This is a genomic window from Paenibacillus sp. FSL H8-0332 (assembly GCF_037963835.1).
GTDB classification, from domain to species: domain Bacteria; phylum Bacillota; class Bacilli; order Paenibacillales; family Paenibacillaceae; genus Paenibacillus_AQ; species Paenibacillus_AQ rhizoplanae.
Window position 1 is genome coordinate 4,480,097 of sequence record NZ_CP150145.1, and the last position, 22,227, is coordinate 4,502,323.

Below are 22,227 nucleotides of genomic sequence, written 5' to 3' on the forward strand. Positions count from 1 at the left end.
TACTCACCTCAGGTTAATGATAACCATCAGAGGCATAAATCACAAGATCATTCCACGGAAAAAATGCTCCGGGGCAAGTTTCACTATGCGGCTCCACCGTAAGCGGCGACATTTGATAGCGCCCGGACAGCTCCAGTATAAGCTTCCCCGCCGCAAAAAGCTGCTGCTGGCGCTCCGGCAGGCCGGGCAGCTGCTCCTCCTCCCCGTAGTTGCCCTCAAGGCAAATATGAATATGCTCCGGGTCTGTCAGCAGCGGCGCCGCATAGACCGAGCCGTTCAGCCCGACCCAGAAGTCGAAGCCTTTGCCGTTAATAGACGGACAGCGGGAATGATGCAGAATAAAGCCTTTGTAGTCCACCCTTTGTCGTCCTCCCTCCGTATTGCTGAAATAGCATATGAAGTGGGGGGGCGGGCGGTGAGGAATGTTTGTTAAAATGTTTGGTGAGCGGGGCGGGAGCCAGGCGGGAGAGAATAAAAGCGTTGACTAATCGTAGCTCCGAGGAATGCTTGGACTTCCGGCCGCTGTTAAAGTTGGATTTCCTTGATTAGACTGCCCAGCGGCAGTAGAAATCCAACTTTAAAGGCGGTCGCTAGCGCTCCTCCAGTTCCAAGCTTCCTCTCCGCTACTCCGTCTACGCACGGGCAAACCTAATAACAAACAGTCCTCACCTCCCGGAAGGGGGTGAGGACTGTAGGGCAAGCGGCTGCGGGGCAGCGCTTGGAGATAGCACTACCTTCTGAACCCGCCTTGGTTTCTGGGGCGGTCTGCCCGGATAATCAGTTGCACTAATACCCTTCATTGGCTCTCGCCTAAAGGCAAGCAATTGGAGAAACGTATCTTAATTTATGAGTTTCGGGGAAATTGGTTGAAGCAAGTGGAAAAAGCGGTTCGGCCCCCTAATTATGGAGACATTCTGCTAAAAACTCGTGTTTTCGCAGGATCTTGTTTACAGCTTTATTTCTATCGGTTTTAGCTTGCCTGCTTTCCATGCGGCGTGGTATTGCTTGGGGCTCATGCGCTGCAAACTGCCATGAAAACGGCGCTCGTTGTAAAAATTAATATAAACTGCGACCGCTTCATAGGCTTCTTCAAACGTTTCAAAGTACCTTTTCGTGTACAAATCTCTCTCCAAAATACTGTGAAACGACTCAATGTAGGCGTTCATATTCGGCGTTTTTGGAGGAATCCGCTCATGCTCCAGAGGACGCTGCGTTTCCGCACACAGCTCGCCAAAGACGTCGCTTAGGAATTGCGGGCCGTTATCGGAACGGATCACCGGTGAGGGATCTCCAGGCTGTAAACGTCGGCCCAGCGCCTCCCTTAACGTGGCACAGACTTGCTTCGCTGTACAGCTCGCGCCCACGTGGTAGCCGACGATACAGCGGTCAAACACATCAATCATATCAAAGATAAAAAAGAAGCGGTCGTAGCCATGAATGTATCCATATTTAATGTCAATCTGCCAGAGTTGGTTGGGGCCGGTGACCACTCGATTTCGCGCTAAACGTCGAGGGTATTTTAGGTTCCTCACCGGCTTTTTCTGAAGCAATCCGAGCTTCTTGCACAGCCGGTACGCCTTCTTGTGGTTGAGGATTAAGCCCTGCTGGACCGATAGGGCATACGCCAGGTTCCGGTAGCCATAGCCGTTCTCCTCGCCCTCTACCAGCTCACTCAGCCACTCCTCGATCTGTAGGTCACTGACCCGCAGACCGCCGGTAGTGAGGGAATAGGCGGGGATCGGACGACCCGAAGTCACGACCGCATCCGGGGCACTCCAAAGCCCCAGGAAACGTTTTTTATGCGCATAATAGGTGGAAGGTTGAACCTCCACGATACGTAGAACCAGTGTAGCCGAATAACCCCGCTTTATCGCTTCGTCGGCCAGTTCGAGTTTGTCTTGTAAGCGGGGTTGGCTTTTTTTAAGAGTTCACGCAGCAGTTCGATTTCCAGATCCTTTTCACCCAATAACTTAATGGCCGTCTCCATCTTCGTCTCCAGATCTTGGACACGCTCCGCATCTTCAATCCGTTCTTGGACGGACGGAGTGGCCTCTTCTCCAAATCGTTCTTTGTAGAACTTCACCCAATTGGCAATGGTGCTGGGAGAGACGGAATACTTTCGGGCCAGGAAGGAAACCTTGGTTCCATTGATCGCTTCTTGGGCTACTTTGATCCGCTGTTCGTCATACAACTTGTTGCTTCTCATCGGCTCCACTCCCTCTTCTTAGTGTACCTCTTACATGTCAAGGTCTCCACTTTGATTAGGGGGCTTAAGAGAAAGGGCATTTAATTTGTTTAATTTCACCACATTAGTGATAACGTGTATAATTAAGTGTCGTTTTTCCAACTACTGTCTCAACAACGCTCATTCGTCTAGCAGCAAGTGGAGGAAATCCATCTATCAACCTATCCCCTCCACTCGCGCCCTCCTACCCGAACACCAGCAGACAAACAGCAATGGCAGCGATAAAGCCGACGATGTCCGAGAACAGGCCCACTTTCAGGGCATAGCGGCCGTTACGGATGCCCACGGCGCCGAAATACACAGTCAACACATACAGGGTGGTATCTGTGCTGCCCTGTATAGTAGAAGCAATCATACCGATGAGAGAGTCCGGGCCGTGGACGCGGATCAGGTCTGTGGTATAGGCAAGTGATCCAGTGCCCGTCAGCGGGCGCAGGAGACCGAGCGGAAGCACCTCTGACGGAATACCCAGTCCCTCCATCAGAGGGCTTACAAAGCCCATGAGGAAGTCCAGCGCACCGGAGGCACGGAACACACTGATCGCCACCAGCATGCCGACCAGATGGGGGATAATCGCAATGGCGGTACCGAACCCGTCCTTCGCCCCCTCCACGAAAGATTCATAGACCGGAACCTTGCGCGTGAAGGCATACAGCGGAATAAAGGTGACCATTACCGGAATCGCCCAGGCAGAGATCAGACTGATCAGTTGTAACACGGACGGTCACCCTTTCACCGAAGATTGTGGAAGCGCCCCGCTCCCGGTCGCCGGGCCTGTCCCGGTCTTCAGAACCGGCGGCGGTCCGGGCGGCCTGCGGAGCAGGGTCAGGCGGCGGAAAAGCCTGTCTGCAGCAATCGCTGCCAGGGTAGCCACCGCCGTCGCCGCCAGCGTGGTCCCGACGATGGCCGCCGGGTCCGCCGATCCGTAATTCAGCCGGATCGCAATCAGGGTCGCCGGAATCAGGGTGATGCTGGCAGTGTTCAGCGCAAGCAGTGTACACATCGCTGGTGTAGCCGTCTCCTTATCCGGGTTCAGTGTCTGGAGCTCCTGCATCGCCTTAATGCCCATTGGAGTGGCCGCATTCCCCAGCCCCAGCAGGTTGGCGCTCATATTGGAGAGGATGTAGCCGATTGCGGGATGCCCTTTGGGCACATCCGGGAATAGAAAGGAGACAACCGGACCCAGCACTCTGGAGATTTTCTTCAGCAGGTCGGCATCCTCCGCAATCCGCATAATTCCCAGCCAGAACACCAGCACGCTGATCAGCCCGAAGCTGACGGTCACTCCGCTCTTCGCACCATCGAATACGGCGGCGGTGAATTCGTTCATCCGTCCGTTAACCGCCGCAAAGCCAAACCCGATCAGAATCATCCCCAGCCAGATTCCATTTAACATGGTTATCCCCTCCCCCGCTTCATTCTTTATCCCCCCGTATGGAACAACGCCCGCAGCGCACTGCCGAACGCCTGCAGCCAGTTGCCCGCCGGATAGGCGGTGGCGCTCGCAGCGTTGTATTTTTCCACATACGGTGAGGTCTCCGGCGGAAGCTGGCTAGGCGTGTACACCGGAACCCGCCCAATCTCCTTATCTCCCAGCTGCAAAATAATCACACCTCTGAGCCCGAAGTTAAGATCACCCTCACTCCCACTGGCATTCACACTAGCCCTACCCGCACCTGCACTTACACTGGAGCCTACACCTGCACTCCCTGCACTCCCCGTACCCGCAGCACCGCCACCCGCAGAAGCCTGCGGATCTGCACTAAGCTCCAGCTTGTTGACGAGCCTGGCTTCCTCCCCCTGACCAAGCGGATACGCGAAAGCTTTGCCGGTCACCAGACTGTAGCCTTTGACGGCTTCACCCCGCTCGACCAGCGTCTTCAGAGGATAGTGGTTGAAGCCGAAGTCCAGCAGCGAGGCATGGTCGTTCCAGTCATTGCCGTCGTTCAGCGTAACCGCCACGAGCTGCTGCCCGTCCCTTGTAGCGGAGCTGACCAGGCACCGCAGCGCTTTTTTGGTATACCCCGTCTTCACCCCGTCCGCCCCTTCGTAGAGGCGCAGCATCTTGTTTTTGTTGCTCCACTTGTAGTCCCACTTCTCATAAGGATTGTCCGCCGTCTTCTCTTTGGTCGCTACAATCTCCTTGAATACCGGGTTATGCATCGCATAAGCGGTCAATACGGCCAGATCATTCGCACTGGAAAAGTGGCCTTCTGCATCTAATCCATGCGGATTGGCAAAATGCGTATTTTTCAAATTCAGCTCCTGCGCCTTGGCATTCATCAGGTAAACGAACCCCTGCTCCGAACCTCCGACATGCTCGGCAATTGCAGTTGCTGCATCATTACCGGAGCGCAGCATCAGCCCATAGAGCATATCCTTCAGCGTCATTTCCTCGCCCATTTTGAGGTACAGAGAGGAGCCCTCCTTGGCAAAAGCATTTTTACCTACCTTGACCTTCGACGTAATATCGCTGTTCTCTATCGCCACAAGAGCGGTCATAATTTTGGTCAGACTGGCAATAAGCATAGGTTCATCCCCGCGGCTGCTGTACAGAATTCTTCCGGATGTCACATCAATCAGCGCCGCCGCCCTGGCATGAGTGGAGATCGAACGGTTCTCTGCACTAACGGCAGACACCGGTACCAGCGCAAGCAACAGCGCACACAACAGTAAGGACAGCATAGATTTTCGGGTTAATATCTTCATGTTCATCCTCCGGCTTCTTATCCGTTCCTTACGCAACGGTTCATCAGTCTTGCCTGGTTGTACAAGTGTATGCGGTGCAGAGGGCAGGTATGTCCTATCCTCTATCATCCGGCAAAAAAGGGATACCACCCTCTAAGGTGATATCCCCGCTAATTTGTTATTTCCTTGTATCCTAATGTGTTGACGTACCCTAATGCGCTGACGAATGATCCGATGAGCCGGACCCGGTCTCCACAACGGTTTTGGTTACCTTCGAGCCGGGAATGTCTGAAGCTTCGGGAACCATGCCGGGCTGGAACATATTCTGGATTTTGTCGAGCAGGTTAGGCGTGGCATCAATGATTTTCTCGAACAGATGCGTCTGATTATCCAGCGGCACAATATGTACCCCTTCCCTGCCAACGACCAGAAAAGCGATTGGACGAATGGACACGCCGCCCCCGCTGCCGCCCCCGAAGGGAAGCATTTTGACACCGGACCCGCTGCTGTTCACGCCCGGAGCCTCATCCTCCACCCTGAAGTCACTGCCGCCTGCTGCGAAACCGAACGTCACCTTGCTAATCGGCAGAATGACTGTGCCATCGGGCGTTTCAACCGGATCTCCAACAATTGTATTTACATCAACCATGCCTTTAATATTTTCCATTGCGGTCTGCATTAGACCTTGAATCGGATGATCTGACATTGTTTGTCTCCTCCTTGAGTGTATATAAAAATGTACCTGCAGTATTTAGCTTGCCCACTATGGATTGGAGTATGTAGTTTTTTTAGGAATACTCACGGCTCAGCAATTTCTTCCACCGGCCCAGGCCGCCTTCCACCTTCGAGACACGGCGCAGCAGGAGTAGCCCCGCATAGAGCGCATATCCGGCTGACAGTTTACCGGCACAGACCGCTTCCGTTGCAAAAGACGGCTCATCCCGAAACACGGGAGCCACAAATATCCTCGGATTGTGCATCAGACGGACGAAGCAGGATACGGCTCCGATCATTGTCCATTTAAAACCCCATAAGGCCCCTACCGCCGTGGCGGTTGTTGCAGCATCCCCCAGGGAGAAGTCCGTAGACCAGTCGAATTGCGAAATTTTCACATGGGACAAGGTACCTCTCAGCCATTTTTTCAGCCCACGGGTGGCCTTAAGTGCAGTGCGTATGTTCTTTAGCCAATTCGTCACAGATTCCTTATCGACCTGTTGTTCCTTCTCGCTGTCCCGCTTCACCGGCGCCATTCCGCTTTTCTCCACCTTGAGCTTAATTCCCTGTTCGATACTCTGGAAGACCAGCGCGGGCACCTCATAATGAAATTTAACGAGGCCATATACAGCTTTGATATCGAATTCGATGCGGTCATCCTTGCCCAGCCTGCGTACATGGAAGTGAAAATGAATCGATGACGCCAGAACCAGCAGGAACAGCAGAATAACGAGCAGCAGCAGGATTAAGGGTATTGCTAACCATAACGTCACACGTTTAACCTCCAAGCAGCCTTTAGAATAATAAATGTGGAGCCTCTGGATTAGTATGGCAATTACGTCTGGATAACATTCGGTGATTTCGCAAAAATCTCCATTTTTTCATGAAAAAATGCCGCTGCCCCGGAGGGGACAACGGCATCTCTATCACAGCGGCAGTCCGCTGTGGTTATTCCGGCTCATCAAAAGTCATCTGGCTGTCCAGCTTGCTGAACAACAGCTGGGTCTCCTCTTCCAGACCCTCGGAGGTATCGAAACTCGACGGCTCCGGCAGCTCCTTCAGGCTGGCCAGCCCGAAGCTGTCCAGGAAGGACTTGGTCGTGCCGTACAGAATCGGACGCCCGACAGCCTCCGCCCGGCCTACCTCGTGGATCAGATCCTTGTTGCCCAGCGTATGGATGGCCCGTTCGGATTTGACGCCCCGGATCTCCTCGATCTCCACTCTCGTGATCGGCTGACGGTAAGCCACTATCGCGAGTGTCTCAAGCGCCGCCTGGGACAGGGATGATCTGGAGGGCGAATACGCCAGACGCTCGAAATACTGCGCATGCTCCGGGAGTGTCGCCAGCCGGTAATTACCGGCAATCTGCACCACCTGAAGCCCACGGCTCTGTGAGTGGTAATCTTCTCTTAAATCTTCCAGCGCCCTGGAAGCCAGATCGGGCCGCTGCTCGGTAATCTCGGCAATCTGCCGGACCGACAGACCTTCATCGCCTGACAGAAAGAGCAGGCCTTCAATAATTGATTTCAGCGTGTTGTAATCCATGGGTATCCTCTCCTCCTCTCCATTCCATGACAATATCCTCAAATAATTTCTCCTGGTAACAGACAATCGCCTTCATCTTCATCAGCTCCAGGATAGCCAGGAAGGTGACCACAATCTCATGCCGGGCCATCTCGTCGTGCAGCAGGGATGAGAACCGTACTCTGCCTCCGGTCCCTTTGCGCTGCAGGGCTTCCGATACCTCACGAATCCGGTCCTTGACCGAGATCTCATCCCGGGTGATGCGCTGGTATGAGGTGCGCCGGGCAGCCTTGCTTAGCGCCTTGCGGAACGCAGCGATCAGATCAGCGGTATGCAGACCCTTGAGTGTATTGTCCGTCTGCGCAGGAACGAAGGGGCCCAGGTCTTCCGGCTCCTTCGTAAAAATCAGGCTGCGCTCGCTCTCCATATCCAGCAGCTGCACCGCGATGCTTTTGAACTTGCGGTATTCAATCAGGCGCTGTACCAGCTCCGCACGCGGATCATAGCCGTCATCCTCATAATAATCGAAGTCCTCGATTTCAATGACGGGCGGCTTCGGCAGCAGCATTTTGCTCTTAATCGACAGGAGAGTGGCCGCCATCACCAGAAATTCACTGGTAATATCCAGCTCCAGCTCCTTCATTCCCTGTAGGAATTCCATATACTGCTCGGTGATCTCGCTGACCGGAATGTCCTGGATGTCGATTTCCGCCTTGTCAATCAGATGCAAGAGCAGATCGAGCGGACCTTCGAACGTCTCCAGCTTGTACAATACAGTCACGCGGTTTCCTCCAGCCCAAAAAAAGTAAAGTGCAGCGCCGCATGGACGCTACACAAGTAGAAAGATCTATGTTCATGCTTTCTTCTCATACTTATAAATAAGCACGACTTACGCTCTTTCGTCAAGAGGCGTATTATTTAAACAGCTTGTTCAGGTTCGCCATTTCGATGGCGGCAGTCGCTGCATCCCAGCCTTTATTGCCGGCTTTGGTCCCCGAGCGCTCAATGGCCTGTTCAATATTCTCCGTCGTAACCACACCGAAAATGGTCGGAACACCGGTCTTAAGATTAATCGCTGCCACACCTTTGGCAACTTCGTTGCACACATAATCATAGTGTGTTGTAGATCCGCGAATAACTGTACCCAGCGTGATTACAGCGTCGTACTTGCCGCTTTCAGCCATTTTTTGGGCAATCAGCGGAATTTCGAATACGCCCGGTACCCAGGCCACATCCACTTCATCATCGGCGGCGCCGTGGCGCTTGAAGGCATCGAGGGCCCCCGAGAGCAGCTTGCTGGTAATGAATTCATTGAAACGTCCTACAACAACCCCATATTTCAAGCCCTCAGATACTAAGTGTCCTTCAAAATAATTCGGCATGCTACTCATCAACCCTTCGTGTATAGGATAGGTAATCTATGATTAAATTTTGGAATCCTCATTCTGTTCGATATCGTCAAATTTCAGCAGATGGCCAAGCTTGGCCTGCTTCGTATGAAGATATTTGGTATTGTCCTTGTTCTCCGGCATCTGGATCGCTACGCGCTCTACCACCTCAAGACCATAGCCTTCCAGCCCCTTGATCTTGCGCGGGTTGTTGGTCAGCAGCCGGATCTGGCGGATGCCGAGATCTTTGAGAATCTGTGCCCCAATGCCATAATCCCGCAGATCTGCCGCGAAGCCCAGCTTCAAGTTGGCATCCACAGTGTCCAGCCCTTCTTCCTGCAGCTTGTAGGCGCGCAGCTTGTTGATCAGGCCAATTCCCCGGCCCTCCTGGCGCATATAGAGGAGTACACCCCTGCCCGCTTCTTCAATCTGGCGCAGCGCCGCTTCAAACTGTGGACCGCAGTCGCAGCGGTGCGAATGGAACACATCGCCGGTCAAGCACTCGGAATGCACACGGACGAGCACTGGCTCTTCCCCGGAGATATCGCCTTTGACCAGGGCAACATGCTCCTTGTCATCTACCTCGTTCGTATAGGCAATGGTCTGGAAATCACCGAAATCCGTTGGCAGATTCACCGCTACCTCACGGGTAACCAGATGCTCCTTCTCGTTACGGTAGTGAATAAGATCCTTGATGCTGATCAGCTTAAGATCATGCTTCTTGGAGATTTCAATCAGGTCAGGCAGGCGGGCCATAGTACCATCCACCTTCACTACTTCGCAGATCACGCCCGCCGGATAAGCCCCGCACATGCGGGCCAGATCGACTGCGGCTTCAGTGTGGCCGGAGCGCCGCAGAACTCCGCCTTTTTTGGCGATCAGCGGGAACATATGCCCCGGTCTGCGGAAGTCGGCCGGCTTGGCATTCGGGTCCAGCATGGCCTTAATCGTCTGGGACCGTTCACCGGCCGAGATGCCGGTAGTTGTATCCGCGTGGTCAATCGAAACCGTGAACGCCGTACCATGGTTATCGGTATTCTGGGACACCATCGGATGCAGGTCCAGCTCCTCTGCACGCTCCGCTGTGATCGGTACGCAGACCAGGCCTCTTCCTTCGGTAATCATGAAGTTAATCACTTCCGGGGTAGCCCGTTCCGCCAGAGCAATGAAGTCTCCTTCATTCTCTCGGTCCTCATCATCTACAACGATAACGACCTTACCGCGCATTAAGTCATAAATCGCATCTTCAATCGGGTCAAGAACACTGTCTTTGTCAGCTTGCTGGCTCATATTACTGTCCTCCTAATGGCTATACGCTTACCTGACGGCTTGCCGTATGCCTGTTCTATAGATTATACGAACCCGTTAGCCGCCAAAAAATCATGGCTGATCTTCGAGCTCCCTCCATCATCTTCATTGCCCGCGCGTGAACCGTAATGGAGCAGATGATCCACGTATTTACCGAGTACATCACATTCGATATTCACCCGGTCTCCCGCCCGCTTGTGGGCCAGCACCGTCTCTCCCAGCGTGTGCGGGATAATCGACACGGTGAAGGTTGCGGCTTCCGTCTTCACAACGGTAAGGCTGATGCCGTCTATCGTAATGGAGCCTTTGGGAATGATGAATTTGAACAGGGATTTGCGGTCCGGGGCAATCTCGAACACCACTGCATTCTGATCGCGCCTGACGCTGCGGATCTCTCCGGTTCCATCCACATGCCCCTGGACAATATGCCCTCCGAAGCGTCCGCCGGCAGCCATGGCGCGTTCCAGATTCATTTTTGATCCGGTGCGCAGCTCCTTGAGCGTACTGTTGCGGTAAGTCTCGGGCATGACGTCAACGGTAAAATGATGGTCCCCGAGTGAGGTTGCCGTGAGACAGACCCCATTGACTGCCACACTGTCGCCGATCTTCAGATCTCCCATAATAAGGGAGGCACCGATATTCAGCACCATCATCTCCCCGCCGCTGGTGACGCTGCGCAGAACTCCAATCTCTTCAATCAAGCCGGTAAACATACCATCCCTCCTTCCTGAATGTTCGAGTTAATGCTGAGGAACCGGGGTGCCGCTGATACACACATTATCCCCGAGCACTTCCACTTCCAATCCTTCAAGCTGGATGGCATCACGCATCAGCTCCACACCTGCGAAGTCGAAGGTTCCCGCTGATTCCGCGCCGCCGCCGACAATCTTGGGAGCGAAGAAGAGGACCACCCGGTTAACCAGTCCCTCCGCAAGCATCGCCCCATTCAGCGTCCCGCCGCCTTCCAGCAGAATAGACCCAATCTCCATTGCACCGAGCGCAGCCATAGCCGCCTGCAGATCCACACGCGGACCGCTGCCCGCAGCAATCACCTGTACCCCTGCTGCCAGCAGCGCTGCTTTGCGGTCAGGATCGGCTGCCTCTGTCGTTACGACCACCGTAGGCGCGAGTCCATCCTTGACCACAGCGCTGTCCAGCGGAAGGCGCAGCGAGGAGTCTATGATAATTCGCAGCGGATTCCGTCCGGGTACATTCAGTCTAGTCGTCAGCGAAGGGTTATCGGCAATCACCGTATTCACCCCGACCATAATCCCCTGATGGCGGTGACGCAGAGTATGTACTAACTCCCGTGCCTCAGCATTCGAGATCCACTTGCTGTCTCCGGTCCGGGTGGCAATTTTGCCGTCCAGCGTACTGGCGCTCTTGAGGGTCACGAACGGCTGCTTCGTCAAAATATACTTGATGAACTTCTCGTTCAGCCGCAGCGCCCGGCCCCGCAGCAGACCTACTTCAACATCAATTCCCTGCTCGCGCAGCATCGCAATTCCCCGGCCTGCCACCTGAGGATTGGGGTCCTCACAGGCGACAACCACCCTGGCCACGCCTTCGTCAATCAGACGCTGGCTGCAAGGAGGCGTAATACCGTAATGGCTGCAAGGCTCCAGCGTAACATAGGCCGTACTGCCTTGCGCTTTACCGGCTGCCATATTGAGCGCATGCACCTCGGCGTGCCCGGTTCCGCGCTGCAAATGGGTGCCAATCCCGATCATGGCGCCGTCCTTCACGACTACGCAGCCGACCACAGGATTAATTCCGGTCTGGCCCTGTGCCCGCTCCGCCATATCCAGCGCAAGGGACATGTAAAACTCATCGTTCATCTTATCCATGTCTTGCCTCCCATCCCAAGGCTGTATTCTTCATGTGTACCAAACCCTAAACAGAAAAACCCGTCTCAATCTCCAGGAGGAGTTCAAGACGGGATATACGAGAGGTGATCACAGCAAAGAATATATGCGTAAATAAACGCCGGACCTCCACCATTGTGAAAGTTCGCACATAATATCCGAAAACACTGCTGCTCGGCCGCCTGTTGCAAGCGCGGCGCGTGAATCTCTCCTTCTTCCATCCAGACTATACTGTCGGTCCCGGAATTACACCGGGTCCACCGTCCGTAGCAATATCATACGAAGCGGGTAGCGGACTAAGCGCCGGAACCAGCTATATTCAGCCAGCTCCAACAGCATCACCGCCGGTAGGGAATCACACCCTGCCCTGAAGGATTGATCTATTCAGTTCAATACCAAGTTACGCCTACAACAAAATTATCACTTCACTGCGGGAAATGCAAGTGTGTTTAGGAAATTTACTATATTTATGTAACTTAATTCCCTTATACACCCGACTCGCGCTGCTTGTCCGCTCTCAGCAGGTCGCGGATTTCTGTCAGCAGGAGGATGTCCGCTGCCGGAGCGGGTGTCTCCACCACCTCTACCTTGACCGTCTCCTTGCGTCTGAACCGGGTACTCAGCTTCACCACCATGAAGATGGAGAAGGAAATAATGAAGAAGTCGACCACGGTCTGCAGGAACATACCGTATTTCACCGCAGCTTCTCCCGTTCCGAAGCTTAGTTCCTTCAGATCAATCCCTCCGCTGATCAGACCGATAAGCGGCATAATGATGTCAGCCACCAGCGAGGTAACAATTTTGCCAAATGCCGCTCCAATGATTACGGCCACCGCCAGATCAAGTACATTACCTTTCATGGCGAAGCTTTTGAATTCCTTCCACATGACGAACCATCCCTCCGAAACTTTGAATTTGAAATTATTATAGCATTTATAGCAACACGTATAGCAACCTGCAAGCAGAAAAATGTATAAACGGAGTAGGATCAACGTATGCACATGGATGGACGCTCCGCAAACGGACCGTTGTTCCAATCGCTGTGCTCTCCAGATTTTTTTCATTCCCCTTAGCGGTGAAAATCCGGAGACCAAGGCGACCGCTATCGCTTTTACACAATCGTTCCGTCCGCTCCGCTGTTTAAGCGGGGTACGAAATACCTAATATTCTAAAAAGCTCAAAACCCATTCATCTCAAAAGAGCGATCTTAGTACGCTCAATTTTAGCATAAACCAACTGACTCTGAAATTACGGAATGCAGCCCAAATGAGCGAATGAAGTGCACAAGTACACTTGAATTCACCAGAAGCGAACTAGATGAGCAAAAAGGGGCTATTCCAAGAGCCATGAAATGGCTACTTGGGACAGTTCTTTATTGTGTAGTAGGATCAACGTGTGCACATGGATGGACGCTCATTTACGCGTACACTCAGCTTATCGCGCTGTATTTTGAGGTTGGTTGGCTTTCGCTCGCCCACAACCTGCTGAAGCAAGCTGCGAACGACCAGAAAAGCAAAGGAGCGGTCCTCCGATAACGGAGAATCGCTCCTTTTTTACGAGTTACGCTTATGGGACAGCCCCTGCTGTACCCCTATTCTGCTGCTCTAATTCTGCCTAGTCCTGCTTGCGTGTTCTGCGGAATACCCGGCTGAGGAGGAAGCCGCCCAGAATCAGGCCTGCACCCGTCAGGTAAATCGGCAGCGGACTGCTCTCTCCGGTCTGCGGCAATCTGCCGCTGCCGTCATTCGTACCCGAGACTGTCCCATGCGGAACCGGATCGTCTTCAACATCTACTTCCGGATTGCCAAGCGGGATATTATCGTCGATTGGCGTCACCACTTCAGGTGCTGCCGGTCCCGGAGTCACAGTTGGTGCCGGAGCTGATGGCTGCGCTGTTCCTTGCAAGCCTGGTCCTGCAGGAATCTGCGACTCATCGATAATGACTCCCGGTTCGAATGTTCCGGCTGGTGTTGGTACCGGAGTAAATACCGGTCCTCCAGCAGGTGATGTCGGAACAGGTGTAGCCTCTGGCCCCGTAGAATCTGTAGGCACCGGCGATGGAGCCGTAGTTGGAACTGTAGTCTCTACAGGTGTCTCGGTTGGCACCGGAGTTACAGTCGGCGTTGGTGTTACTGTCGGCGTTGGCTGCTCCGCCAGCTTATTATACAGGGTAAGATTCAGCACGGCCGATGAGCCGATCGTCACCGGATGCTCGGTAGAATCAAGTACATAGCCTTGCGGTGCAACTGTTTCAATCAGGACATAGCTGCCCAGCCACAGATTGTTGAACGCTGCGATGCCTGCTGCATCTGTAGTGCGGGTATTCACCAGCACCCGATCGCTTCCGTTCAGACGGTATAGCTCATAGGTAGCTCCCGCCAGCGGTTTTGCAACATTGCCTGCTTCCAGCTTGAAAACATTAAGCGTTCCTCTGACGCCGCTGCCTGTTCCCGAACCGCTGGACACTCCTACGATAATCTCCTTGGTCGTCTCCTTGGTGATAAGCTTGACGTTATTGCCGCTGAAGCTCACGGAGTTGACCAGCTTATCGCCAGTGTTCGCTACGATCAGCGACTGATATTCCAGCACATAAGCAGAATGGATGTCACCAGGGAAGCTTAAGACGAAGGACTGTCTGCCCTGTGCATCAGCGCTGATCGTTAAAGTGTAATCGGTATCCTTCACAAGTGCAGGACCGCTCTTCGTCACTTCGCCGTTCACGGCCGTAACCGTACGGTAGAGCTGGAAGCTGTCCGGCAGCAGGATCTGATTCGTGCTCGGCACATCGGTGATCACGGCATCTTTTACATGGGACTGGGTGCGGTTGATCGCAATGGTCCAGTTCAGCTTATCTCCATTCTGCGCGCCGTCTTTGAACACATATTCATCCCCGTGCGGGATATCTACCGTGGCCTTCAAATCCTTGGAGACCTTCTTCGTACCATCCAGCAGCTTCGCTGTATTGGCTACCTTAGTTCCAATTAACTGTCCGGCCAGGCTGGTTTTGAACACGATATAATAAGGCGAATTAATGGCTTTGTCAAAATCAACCCTCAACTCATTACCGCTTCCCACGCTATAGCTGAACTCATTGCCGTCCACCTCAGCGCCAGGACTATGCGTTCCATCCTTGGCAATATTCATCTTGTATACCTTAAGTGAGCCAGGCACCAGGGACTGTCCGTCACCCAGTATATCCGTCACTACAGGATCGGCAATGGATTTGCTGTTGTAATTGACGCCTACGGTCCAGGTCAGCTCCTTGGCAGAAGCATCATACGCCCCGGATTTGAACCCGTTGTTCTTCACCTCGGAATTAGGAATGAACTTCCCGCTGGCTTCTGTCCACTGTGACTTGTTCTGGCTGTCCTTCCAGTCAATCCGGGCCACGTTGATGAAATCATTCGTATTGCCGGTAAGCCAGTCATTGCTGAATTCCGTCTGATAACTAATGGTATGAGTACCTGTAACCGGTGCATTGAATTTCACCTTGAAGCCTTCATTAGGCTGAGCTGGTAAATTCACAATCAGAGTATAAGCCGAAGGAGGGATCACTGTGCCGGAAAGAGTACGGACCACCAGTGAACCTGAGATGTATTTCTGTCCTCCCTGCGGGAAGCTGTCTGTAACCACCACTTCGTTCATTGGGAAGTTGTCGCCGTTAAACGTGATTTTCCAGTCGGTGGTGTGTTTGTTGTAATTCACGCCGGACAGATTCTTATAGATAATAATAGGCCGGATCAGTTGAGTAGCGTTGCTGCTATAGGTGCTGTCAGAGACAGTATTAGTGATCTTCGTATCGCTGAACACACGGTCTGCGGCTTTGGTTGTATATTCGATCAGATAAGCTGATTTCACCGTATGCTTGAACTCCAGTCTGAATCCGTTGCCGGATTCACCGCTGACTGGCGTTAGCGTATAATCACTGCCTGCATTCAGAGCCGTGCCCTTGGCAGCTTCTCCGGCTGCATTCAGGGTAACCGGATAGATCCGCACCGAGTTCTCCAGGAGCACCTGGGAGCTGTTGAACACATCTGTCAACACCGCATTCTCCGGGGAGATCGTCCGGTTATTGTAGTTGTATTCGATAGCCCAGTTAATGGTCTGAGTGCCCCAGTCGTAACGGACGGCTTTTTTGTTAAGGCTGCCTCCGCGTTCAATAACCACTGTATCCGAAGCGCTTACCGGGTCACGACCATCCCCTGTGAAGGTTGCCGTGTTGGTAAAGCTCGACAAGTTGTCGCTTACTACCTGTGTTGTATACGCGATACGGTATGCCCCTGTAATCACAGGGTCCGTGAACTGAAGCTTCAGCGTCCCGCCGGAGACTCCGGCAGTATATTTGCTGCTGTCTACCAGCTGGCCTTGCGTAACTGTGCCATCAAGCTGAACATTCAGCTGGTAGACGGCAAGTGTAACCGTGCTGTCCAGTGCCAGCCCGGCAGGAATCGGGTCGGTCACAGCAGCGCCACTTACCGCCTCCAGTCTTTTGTTCACATCGACGGTCCAGTCAATATGATCCGCGTTGAAGCCGCTGGAGATTCCCTTCTTGGTAATCGTCGAGCCTACAGTTGGCTTGAACGATACCGTAATCGTCTGGACCCCGCCGCCCACCGGGAACAAAATCTGCTGGACGGTGCTGCCGCTGATCACTTTTTTGTCAAATTGGGTATTAATACGTAAGGTCCCCTGCACATTGGCATGACTCTCGATGTAGTCGTTGAATGTCATTACTACCTGATGGGTAGCCTGGCTGACCGTGAATGTGCCTACCGTCCCTTCGTCCGATTCCAGTCCGCCCTGAATGTCATTGAAGAGCTGGAACTGCTCGGGAAGCTGGAAAGCAAAGGTGTCTCCCTGGCTATAGCCGTGGCCGTTAGGAAGCGACCAGGTATAGTCCAGCCTCACGGTGGAATCCACATCATACACACTTCCTGTCACCGTCTGTCCATCCGGACCATATACCGCCATGGATACGCTCGTAATAATGTCCCGGTCCTGTTCAATGGCCGCCGCTGTAGCCTGCTGGGTGAAGCCCAGCCCTGAGACCAATTGCACAAATAGCATGACTAGGACTACTGCCAGGCTTGTTCTTTTTTTCACCATTTCCCATAAGCCCCCGTTCTTTCGATTGAATGATTTGAAGCATCCCTGCTAAAAAGATGGCTGCTGAACGCACCGTTAAGGACACACTCCACCTGAAGTTTCGTTATGTATACGGGCTAAGAGTCCATCTTATGTAAATAAACCAGTAAACTTGACTTTTCTGTCCATTACATACGATATATACTTATATCACCTAAGAGTAGAACTTTAGAATCAGATATAATTAAATTTAAGCAAAAATATGTTTGGTAATTTATCTCAGGATTCAAGGAGAGATTCCAATGAACCGGAATTTATTTTGGGACCGTCCCCATGACAGCGATTTCGTCATGCTCTCAGCCTCACATCTCATTGCCCTGTCTGTCATCGCCCTATGCTGCCTGGCGCTCTTTGGGGCCCGCTTCGCCCTGCGCAGCCGGTCCGGTCTGCGATTAGGCACACGCCTGCTGCTGATTCTACTGTTGGCTGCTTCCGAGGGGGGCCTGCATGTCTGGTATCTCTCCCATGGCAGCTGGAGCCGCAGCTCCTCCCTGCCGCTGGAACTATGCGGAATTACCCTGCTTCTGTCGATCGTGATGCTGCTCACGCGCAGTAGGCTGCTGTACAGCTTTCTTTATTTTGCCGGGATCGGCGGTGCATTCATCGCTCTGCTTACGCCCAATCTGATCTACCCGTTCCCGCATTTCCGCTTCCTGCTGTTCTTCATCGCCCATGGTTCGATCATTCTCGCGTCCCTGTATATGACCTGGGTCGAAGGATATAAGCCGACCTGGCGCTCGCTGTTCTTCACCATGCTCTGCCTGAACCTTGTCGCTGCGTGCGTGTACGCCGCCAATATACTGCTGGACTCCAACTATATGTTCCTGATACGCAAGCCCAGCACGTTCTCGGTACTGGACTATTTCGGCCCTTATCCCTACTATCTGCTGGTTGAAGAAGCCTTCGCCTTCGTCATCTTCCTCCTGATGTTCCTGATCTTCTTCAAGCTGCCGGAGGTGTACACCGCCCGCCGCGCCGCCGCGCGCGTGAAACTCGGCAGGTAAACGGTGGGGGCTGAATTCAGGGGCACTTATGCCCCTCATTCCCGCCAAGCGCCGATGGCTACAAGTTCAGGAGCATCTTAGTTGGACAAACGTATCTTAATTCGGATGTTTTAGAGCTTTCGAGGAAATTAATTGGAGAATTTTGTACAATTCACCGAACGGCAAAAAGCACCCGGCTGGTTAACCCAGCCGGGTGCTTCGGCGATGCCTGAGGTGGAGAACAATCTCCCCCTCGGCTCCATGGAATACTTGTATTACGCTTCTACGATTTCAACGGTCGTCATCTTGTCGCGGCCTTTGAAAGCGTCAACCAGATCCATGCCTTCAACCACTTTACCGAATACAGTGTGTACTCCGTCCAGGTGCGGCTGTGGAGCGTAAGCGATATAGAACTGGCTTCCGCCTGTGTTCTTGCCGGCATGGGCCATAGCCAGGGAGCCGCGCTCGTGCTTATTCGGGTTGATCTCGCAGTTGATTGTGTAGCCAGGACCGCCAGTGCCTGTTCCGTTAGGGCAGCCGCCTTGTGCTACGAAGCCTGGAATCACGCGGTGGAACAACAATCCGTTGTAGAAGCCGTCTTTTGCCAGCTTCTCAAAGTTTGCTACTGTATTAGGCGCATCCTGATCGAACAAATCGATCAGCACAACGCCGCCGTTTTCGAGTGTAACTTTCGCTTGCTTAGTCATATGTAAATGACCCCTTTCGAAATGACAGATGTAGAACACTTTTATTAGTTTACTATGAAACGGAGCACAAAGCAAAGCAAGCGGGAAGTCTTCCCGCCTGCCGTTATAGCACAACCCTATAGTCTTCTTATTTTGTAACAGCCTGTTTGGCAATCCGTGCAGGCACGATATCATTGGCAACAATGTCCTGATGGGACTCACGGCGTACGACCAGATCGCTCTGCCCGTTCTGCACGAACACTACTGCCGGACGGCGGATACGGTTGTAGTTACTGGCCATGGAGTAATTGTAGGCGCCTGTGCAAGCCACAGCCAGCAAATCGCCGCTCTCCACCTTAGGCAGCTCAACATCCCAGATCAGCATATCGCCGCTCTCGCAGCATTTGCCGGCGATGGATACCTTCTCCACGTTAGGCTCAGTCGCACGGCTTGCCAGCAGCGCTTCGTACTTGGATTCATACAGGGCCGGACGCGGATTATCTGTCATGCCGCCGTCAACGGCTACATATTTGCGCACACCCGGAATTTCCTTGCTGGTTCCAACCGTGTACAGGGTCGTTCCGGCATCCCCTACGATACTGCGGCCCGGCTCCACCCAGATCTGCGGCAGCGAATCGTTAATGCCAGTGAAGTGGGTCTTCACTGCATCTGTGATGGCTGCGACATATTCGGATACCTGCAGCGGCGTGTCGCCGTCCACATAACGGATTCCAAAGCCTCCGCCCAGGTTGACTACAGGGAAGCTGATTCCCAGCTCTTCCTTGACGGTACGGGTGAATTCGGCGATACGTTCAACGGCAAGCTGGAAGCCTTCAGTCTCAAAAATCTGCGATCCGATATGCGAATGTACGCCAAGCAGGTTAAGATTGGCCAAGCTATCGGCCAGGCTGACCGCTTCACGGGCCGAGCCGTTGCCGATATCGAAGCCGAATTTGGAGTCAGTCTGTCCTGTGGAAGCATAGGCATGGTGGGCATGGGCTTCAACCCCAGGCGTAACGCGGAGCAGAATATTAACAGTCACTTCTCTGCGGGCCGCAATGGACTGAAGCAGCCGAAGCTCTACCAAATTATCGGCAACAAAGCAGCCAATGCCTGCATCGATCGCCATCTCAATCTCGTCCGGTGTCTTATTATTGCCGTGGAAATGAATACGTTCTGCCGGGAAACCGGCTTGCAGCGCAGTATACAGCTCTCCATCGGAGACAACATCCAGCGATAGCCCTTCCTCATCCGCAAGCCGGCACATCGCCATCGTCGAGAACGCCTTGCTGGCATAAGCCACCTGGAACCCGAGACCGGAAGCTCTAAAAGCGTCCATGTATTCGCGGCAGCGGCGGCGGACCAATTGCTCGTCCACTATATATAGCGGTGTCCCATACTCCGCTTTCAATTCGGTTACATCACATCCGCCGATCTCCAAATGCCCTGCATCATTGATTCGGCTCGTCCCGTGTAAAAACATTGCGCAGTCCTCCAATTTCTGTGGAATAATCCGTTCCACCCTGTCTAGTATATGATTTGTAGCCCCGATGCGTTCCTGAAACAGGTGCTCAGAATACAGATCCGGCTTATTGCGGGGCTGTTCAGTATATTCAGTATAACAGACAGAGGGAACACCATTGAATGGACTTTTTTGCAGTTGATTTGTATTTTCCTACGACTTGCGCGGGGCTTCCTTATTCTCAGGCATCCGGGTGTTATCTCTTGTTTTGTTGAAGGATGGCCTTGTTTTGGAGCTGAGCACCGGCTGGCGCAGGAGGATCTCCGCCATGGCTTTTGCATTAAATGGTATAAACGGCCACATGTATGGGGAGTTATACGAACGGTGTGTGGTCAGCAGCACCACCAGCAGTGTCGTCCCGATCATGAAGCCGGGGATGCCATAGGCAGCCACCGCCAGCAGCAGCGCAAGCCTGACAATCCGGTTGGCCAGCCCCAGCTCGTAGCTCGGCGTAGCAAACATCCCGATGGAGGCCACCGCCATATAGAGCACCACTTCATTGACAAACAGCCCAGTCTGTACGGCGATATCCCCGACCAGAATGGCAGCGATCAGCCCCATCGCGGAGCCGAGCGGCGTCGGTGTATGCACCGCAGCCATCCGCAGCAGGTCTACCCCGAGCTCAACGATCAGGAACTGGGCAATGAGCGGGAGATTGGCTGATTTTTGCGGACCGATGAAATCAAGCATGCCCGGCTTAAGCTCCGGATGAAGCACCATCAGCATCCACAGCGGAAGCAGGAACATCGATGCAAAGATCCCGATGAAGCGGACCCAGCGGAGATAAGTCCCCATAAAAGGCGTCTGGCGGTTCTCTTCCGCATGCTGGCAGAGATCAAAAAACGTCGTCGGCAGCACCATCACACTCGGGGAAGTATCGACAAACACAACCACCCGGCCCTCCAGCAGATGGGAAGCGACAATATCCGGCCGTTCCGAATAACGGACCAGCGGATAGGGGTTCCAGCCGCCGCCGACAATCGCTTCCTCCAGCTGCTTGTCCGCCAGGGGAATGCCGTCGAGATTGACGCTTTTCAGCTTATCGGTAACGGCCTGCACCTGGGTCTTGTCCACGATATCATCGATGTAGGCCAAACACACATCTGTCCGGGTCCGCCGTCCGATCTGGTGCATCTCCAGCTTCAGCCCCGGGTCGCGGATACGTCTTCTAACCAGAGCCACGTTGCTTAGCAGTGTCTCTGTGAAGCCGTCCCGCGATCCGCGGACCACCCGCTCAATCGACGGCTCATCCGGACTACGGGATGGGTACGAGCGGGTATCCATAATAATAACCTGGGATTCCCCTTCAATGAAGAACGCGCTCATGCCGGATAACACCTTGTTGATGCTCTCGCTGAACAGCTCACCTTTCTCTACCTGGACATGGGGAATATACTCGCTCATGAAGCTTGCGAACACATCACTTGATACATGATCAGGGGTCAGATACGTCAGGCGCTTCAGAATTTCATCGATAATCGTATCCTTCGCGAACCCGCTGATGCAGAGCAGAGCAGCGCGTTTTCCGCCAAAGGACATTTCCCTGAACACAATATCGAAGGATGAGCCCAGCCCAAGCACCTCGGTCAGTGTATTCTTAGCATCCGCAAGGGATTTCGGGATCTTGTCATTGCCTTGCCAATACGTAATCGACTGCTCCAGGGAATCAGAGCGTTCATTGTCCCGTTTCTGTTGCAGAGGGTCCTTGGGCTTGCTGGCAGAATCCGCTCCCTGCCCGGCTTTGGCCTTCTTAGGGGCGGACTGCTTGGGGGCAGACTGCTTCGGCTGCTGGGTTTGACCAGCTTCCTGATCGTCCTCCAGATCCTCAGACTCTTCATCATCTCCAAATAATCTGGCAAAAAAGCCTTTGTGACTCTTATCCTGCGTCTGCGCCCCCAGCTCGTCCGAGGTCTCCATCTCTTGTGACGAGCTTCCGCCGTTTTCATTGGTTCCCTGTCCCGCGCCGGACTCCGCAGCTGAATTATCCGTTCCCGAATTATCTGTCCCTGAATTATCTTCACCAGTCTGCGCTGCTCCGGTCTGCTCGGGTGTGCCGGCACCTTCGGAATCCGCTGATTCCGGGCCTGCAACACCGGCGGAGGCAGAATCTCCTGAAATATTCGCTTCTTGCTGCGAGTCGTCTGCTGCCTGGTCTCCGG

19 protein-coding genes, 1 pseudogene and 1 riboswitch are annotated in these 22,227 nt (G+C 53.4%); of the genes and pseudogenes, 1 reads left to right on the plus strand and 19 read right to left on the minus strand.

Annotated features, from left to right (window positions below; genetic code table 11):
* Positions 1–13: 13 nt before the first annotated feature.
* The 16 genes from NST43_RS19425 to NST43_RS19500 all read right to left on the minus strand — a co-directional run bounded on the left by NST43_RS19425 (position 14) and on the right by NST43_RS19500 (position 16,838).
* Positions 14–358, minus strand: a complete 345-nt coding sequence (locus tag NST43_RS19425) for an N-acetylmuramoyl-L-alanine amidase (RefSeq protein ID WP_339218802.1) — start codon at positions 356–358, stop codon at positions 14–16.
* A gap of 589 nt (positions 359–947) precedes the next feature.
* Entirely contained in the window at positions 948–1,886 is a 939-nt protein-coding gene (locus NST43_RS19430; RefSeq protein WP_339225308.1) for an IS3 family transposase, read from the minus strand.
* Positions 1,868–2,206 carry a helix-turn-helix domain-containing protein gene (locus NST43_RS19435; RefSeq protein ID WP_039310863.1) on the minus strand — a complete coding sequence of 113 codons (339 nt, stop codon included), beginning with the start codon at positions 2,204–2,206 and terminating at the stop codon, positions 1,868–1,870. Before NST43_RS19435 ends, NST43_RS19430 begins: the two co-directional genes overlap by 19 nt.
* Before the next feature lie 223 nt (positions 2,207–2,429).
* On the minus strand, positions 2,430–2,963 hold the full coding sequence (locus NST43_RS19440; protein WP_339218805.1) for a spore maturation protein: 534 nt from the start codon (positions 2,961–2,963) through the stop codon (positions 2,430–2,432).
* Positions 2,964–2,969: 6 nt separating this feature from the next.
* Positions 2,970–3,641, minus strand: a complete 672-nt coding sequence (locus NST43_RS19445; RefSeq protein ID WP_209984105.1) for a nucleoside recognition domain-containing protein — start codon at positions 3,639–3,641, stop codon at positions 2,970–2,972.
* 26 nt (positions 3,642–3,667) lie between these two features.
* Entirely contained in the window at positions 3,668–4,960 is a 1,293-nt protein-coding gene (locus NST43_RS19450) for a D-alanyl-D-alanine carboxypeptidase family protein (protein ID WP_339218806.1), read from the minus strand.
* A gap of 184 nt (positions 4,961–5,144) precedes the next feature.
* Positions 5,145–5,639, minus strand: a complete 495-nt coding sequence (ytfJ, locus tag NST43_RS19455; protein ID WP_209984111.1) for a GerW family sporulation protein — start codon at positions 5,637–5,639, stop codon at positions 5,145–5,147.
* A gap of 82 nt (positions 5,640–5,721) precedes the next feature.
* Complete coding sequence (locus NST43_RS19460; RefSeq protein WP_339218809.1) at positions 5,722–6,420, minus strand: DUF2953 domain-containing protein; 699 nt, start codon at positions 6,418–6,420, stop codon at positions 5,722–5,724.
* A 175-nt stretch (positions 6,421–6,595) separates the two neighbouring features.
* The gene (gene scpB, locus NST43_RS19465) at positions 6,596–7,192 is read right to left on the minus strand and encodes an SMC-Scp complex subunit ScpB (RefSeq protein WP_209984117.1); all 597 of its coding nucleotides are present in this window, start codon (positions 7,190–7,192) and stop codon (positions 6,596–6,598) included.
* The gene (locus NST43_RS19470) at positions 7,161–7,952 is read right to left on the minus strand and encodes a segregation/condensation protein A (RefSeq protein ID WP_209984119.1); all 792 of its coding nucleotides are present in this window, start codon (positions 7,950–7,952) and stop codon (positions 7,161–7,163) included. Before NST43_RS19470 ends, scpB begins: the two co-directional genes overlap by 32 nt.
* A gap of 133 nt (positions 7,953–8,085) precedes the next feature.
* A complete protein-coding gene (gene ribE, locus NST43_RS19475; RefSeq protein ID WP_036698212.1) occupies positions 8,086–8,553 on the minus strand; it encodes a 6,7-dimethyl-8-ribityllumazine synthase in 468 nt (155 codons plus the stop codon).
* A 42-nt stretch (positions 8,554–8,595) separates the two neighbouring features.
* On the minus strand, positions 8,596–9,849 hold the full coding sequence (locus NST43_RS19480) for a bifunctional 3,4-dihydroxy-2-butanone-4-phosphate synthase/GTP cyclohydrolase II (RefSeq protein WP_339218811.1): 1,254 nt from the start codon (positions 9,847–9,849) through the stop codon (positions 8,596–8,598).
* Between the two features lie 62 nt (positions 9,850–9,911).
* Positions 9,912–10,580 carry a riboflavin synthase gene (ribE, locus tag NST43_RS19485; RefSeq protein ID WP_339218813.1) on the minus strand — a complete coding sequence of 223 codons (669 nt, stop codon included), beginning with the start codon at positions 10,578–10,580 and terminating at the stop codon, positions 9,912–9,914.
* 27 nt (positions 10,581–10,607) lie between these two features.
* Positions 10,608–11,714 (minus strand): bifunctional diaminohydroxyphosphoribosylaminopyrimidine deaminase/5-amino-6-(5-phosphoribosylamino)uracil reductase RibD, encoded by a 1,107-nt coding sequence (gene ribD / locus NST43_RS19490; RefSeq protein ID WP_339218814.1) that lies wholly within the window; start codon positions 11,712–11,714, stop codon positions 10,608–10,610.
* A gap of 223 nt (positions 11,715–11,937) precedes the next feature.
* A riboswitch (FMN riboswitch) is annotated at positions 11,938–12,111 on the minus strand.
* A 106-nt stretch (positions 12,112–12,217) separates the two neighbouring features.
* A complete protein-coding gene (mscL, locus tag NST43_RS19495) occupies positions 12,218–12,619 on the minus strand; it encodes a large conductance mechanosensitive channel protein MscL (RefSeq protein WP_339218815.1) in 402 nt (133 codons plus the stop codon).
* Positions 12,620–13,346: 727 nt separating this feature from the next.
* A complete protein-coding gene (locus NST43_RS19500; protein WP_339218816.1) occupies positions 13,347–16,838 on the minus strand; it encodes a collagen binding domain-containing protein in 3,492 nt (1,163 codons plus the stop codon).
* A gap of 281 nt (positions 16,839–17,119) precedes the next feature.
* Between NST43_RS19500 and NST43_RS19505 the strand changes: the two genes are divergently transcribed.
* Positions 17,120–17,881: a TIGR02206 family membrane protein gene (locus tag NST43_RS19505; RefSeq protein WP_339218818.1), complete on the plus strand. Its 762-nt coding sequence runs from the start codon at positions 17,120–17,122 to the stop codon at positions 17,879–17,881.
* A 254-nt stretch (positions 17,882–18,135) separates the two neighbouring features.
* On the opposite strand, the gene NST43_RS19510 is transcribed toward NST43_RS19505, so the two are convergent.
* The 3 genes and pseudogenes from NST43_RS19510 to NST43_RS19520 form a co-directional block, all read right to left on the minus strand.
* Positions 18,136–18,567, minus strand: coding sequence for a peptidylprolyl isomerase (locus tag NST43_RS19510; RefSeq protein WP_036698220.1), 432 nt, complete (start codon positions 18,565–18,567; stop codon positions 18,136–18,138).
* A gap of 127 nt (positions 18,568–18,694) precedes the next feature.
* The gene (lysA, locus tag NST43_RS19515; RefSeq protein ID WP_209984146.1) at positions 18,695–20,029 is read right to left on the minus strand and encodes a diaminopimelate decarboxylase; all 1,335 of its coding nucleotides are present in this window, start codon (positions 20,027–20,029) and stop codon (positions 18,695–18,697) included.
* 192 nt (positions 20,030–20,221) lie between these two features.
* A pseudogene (locus NST43_RS19520) lies at positions 20,222–21,766 on the minus strand (spore germination protein); the annotation flags it as partial.
* Positions 21,767–22,227: the final 461 nt, after the last annotated feature.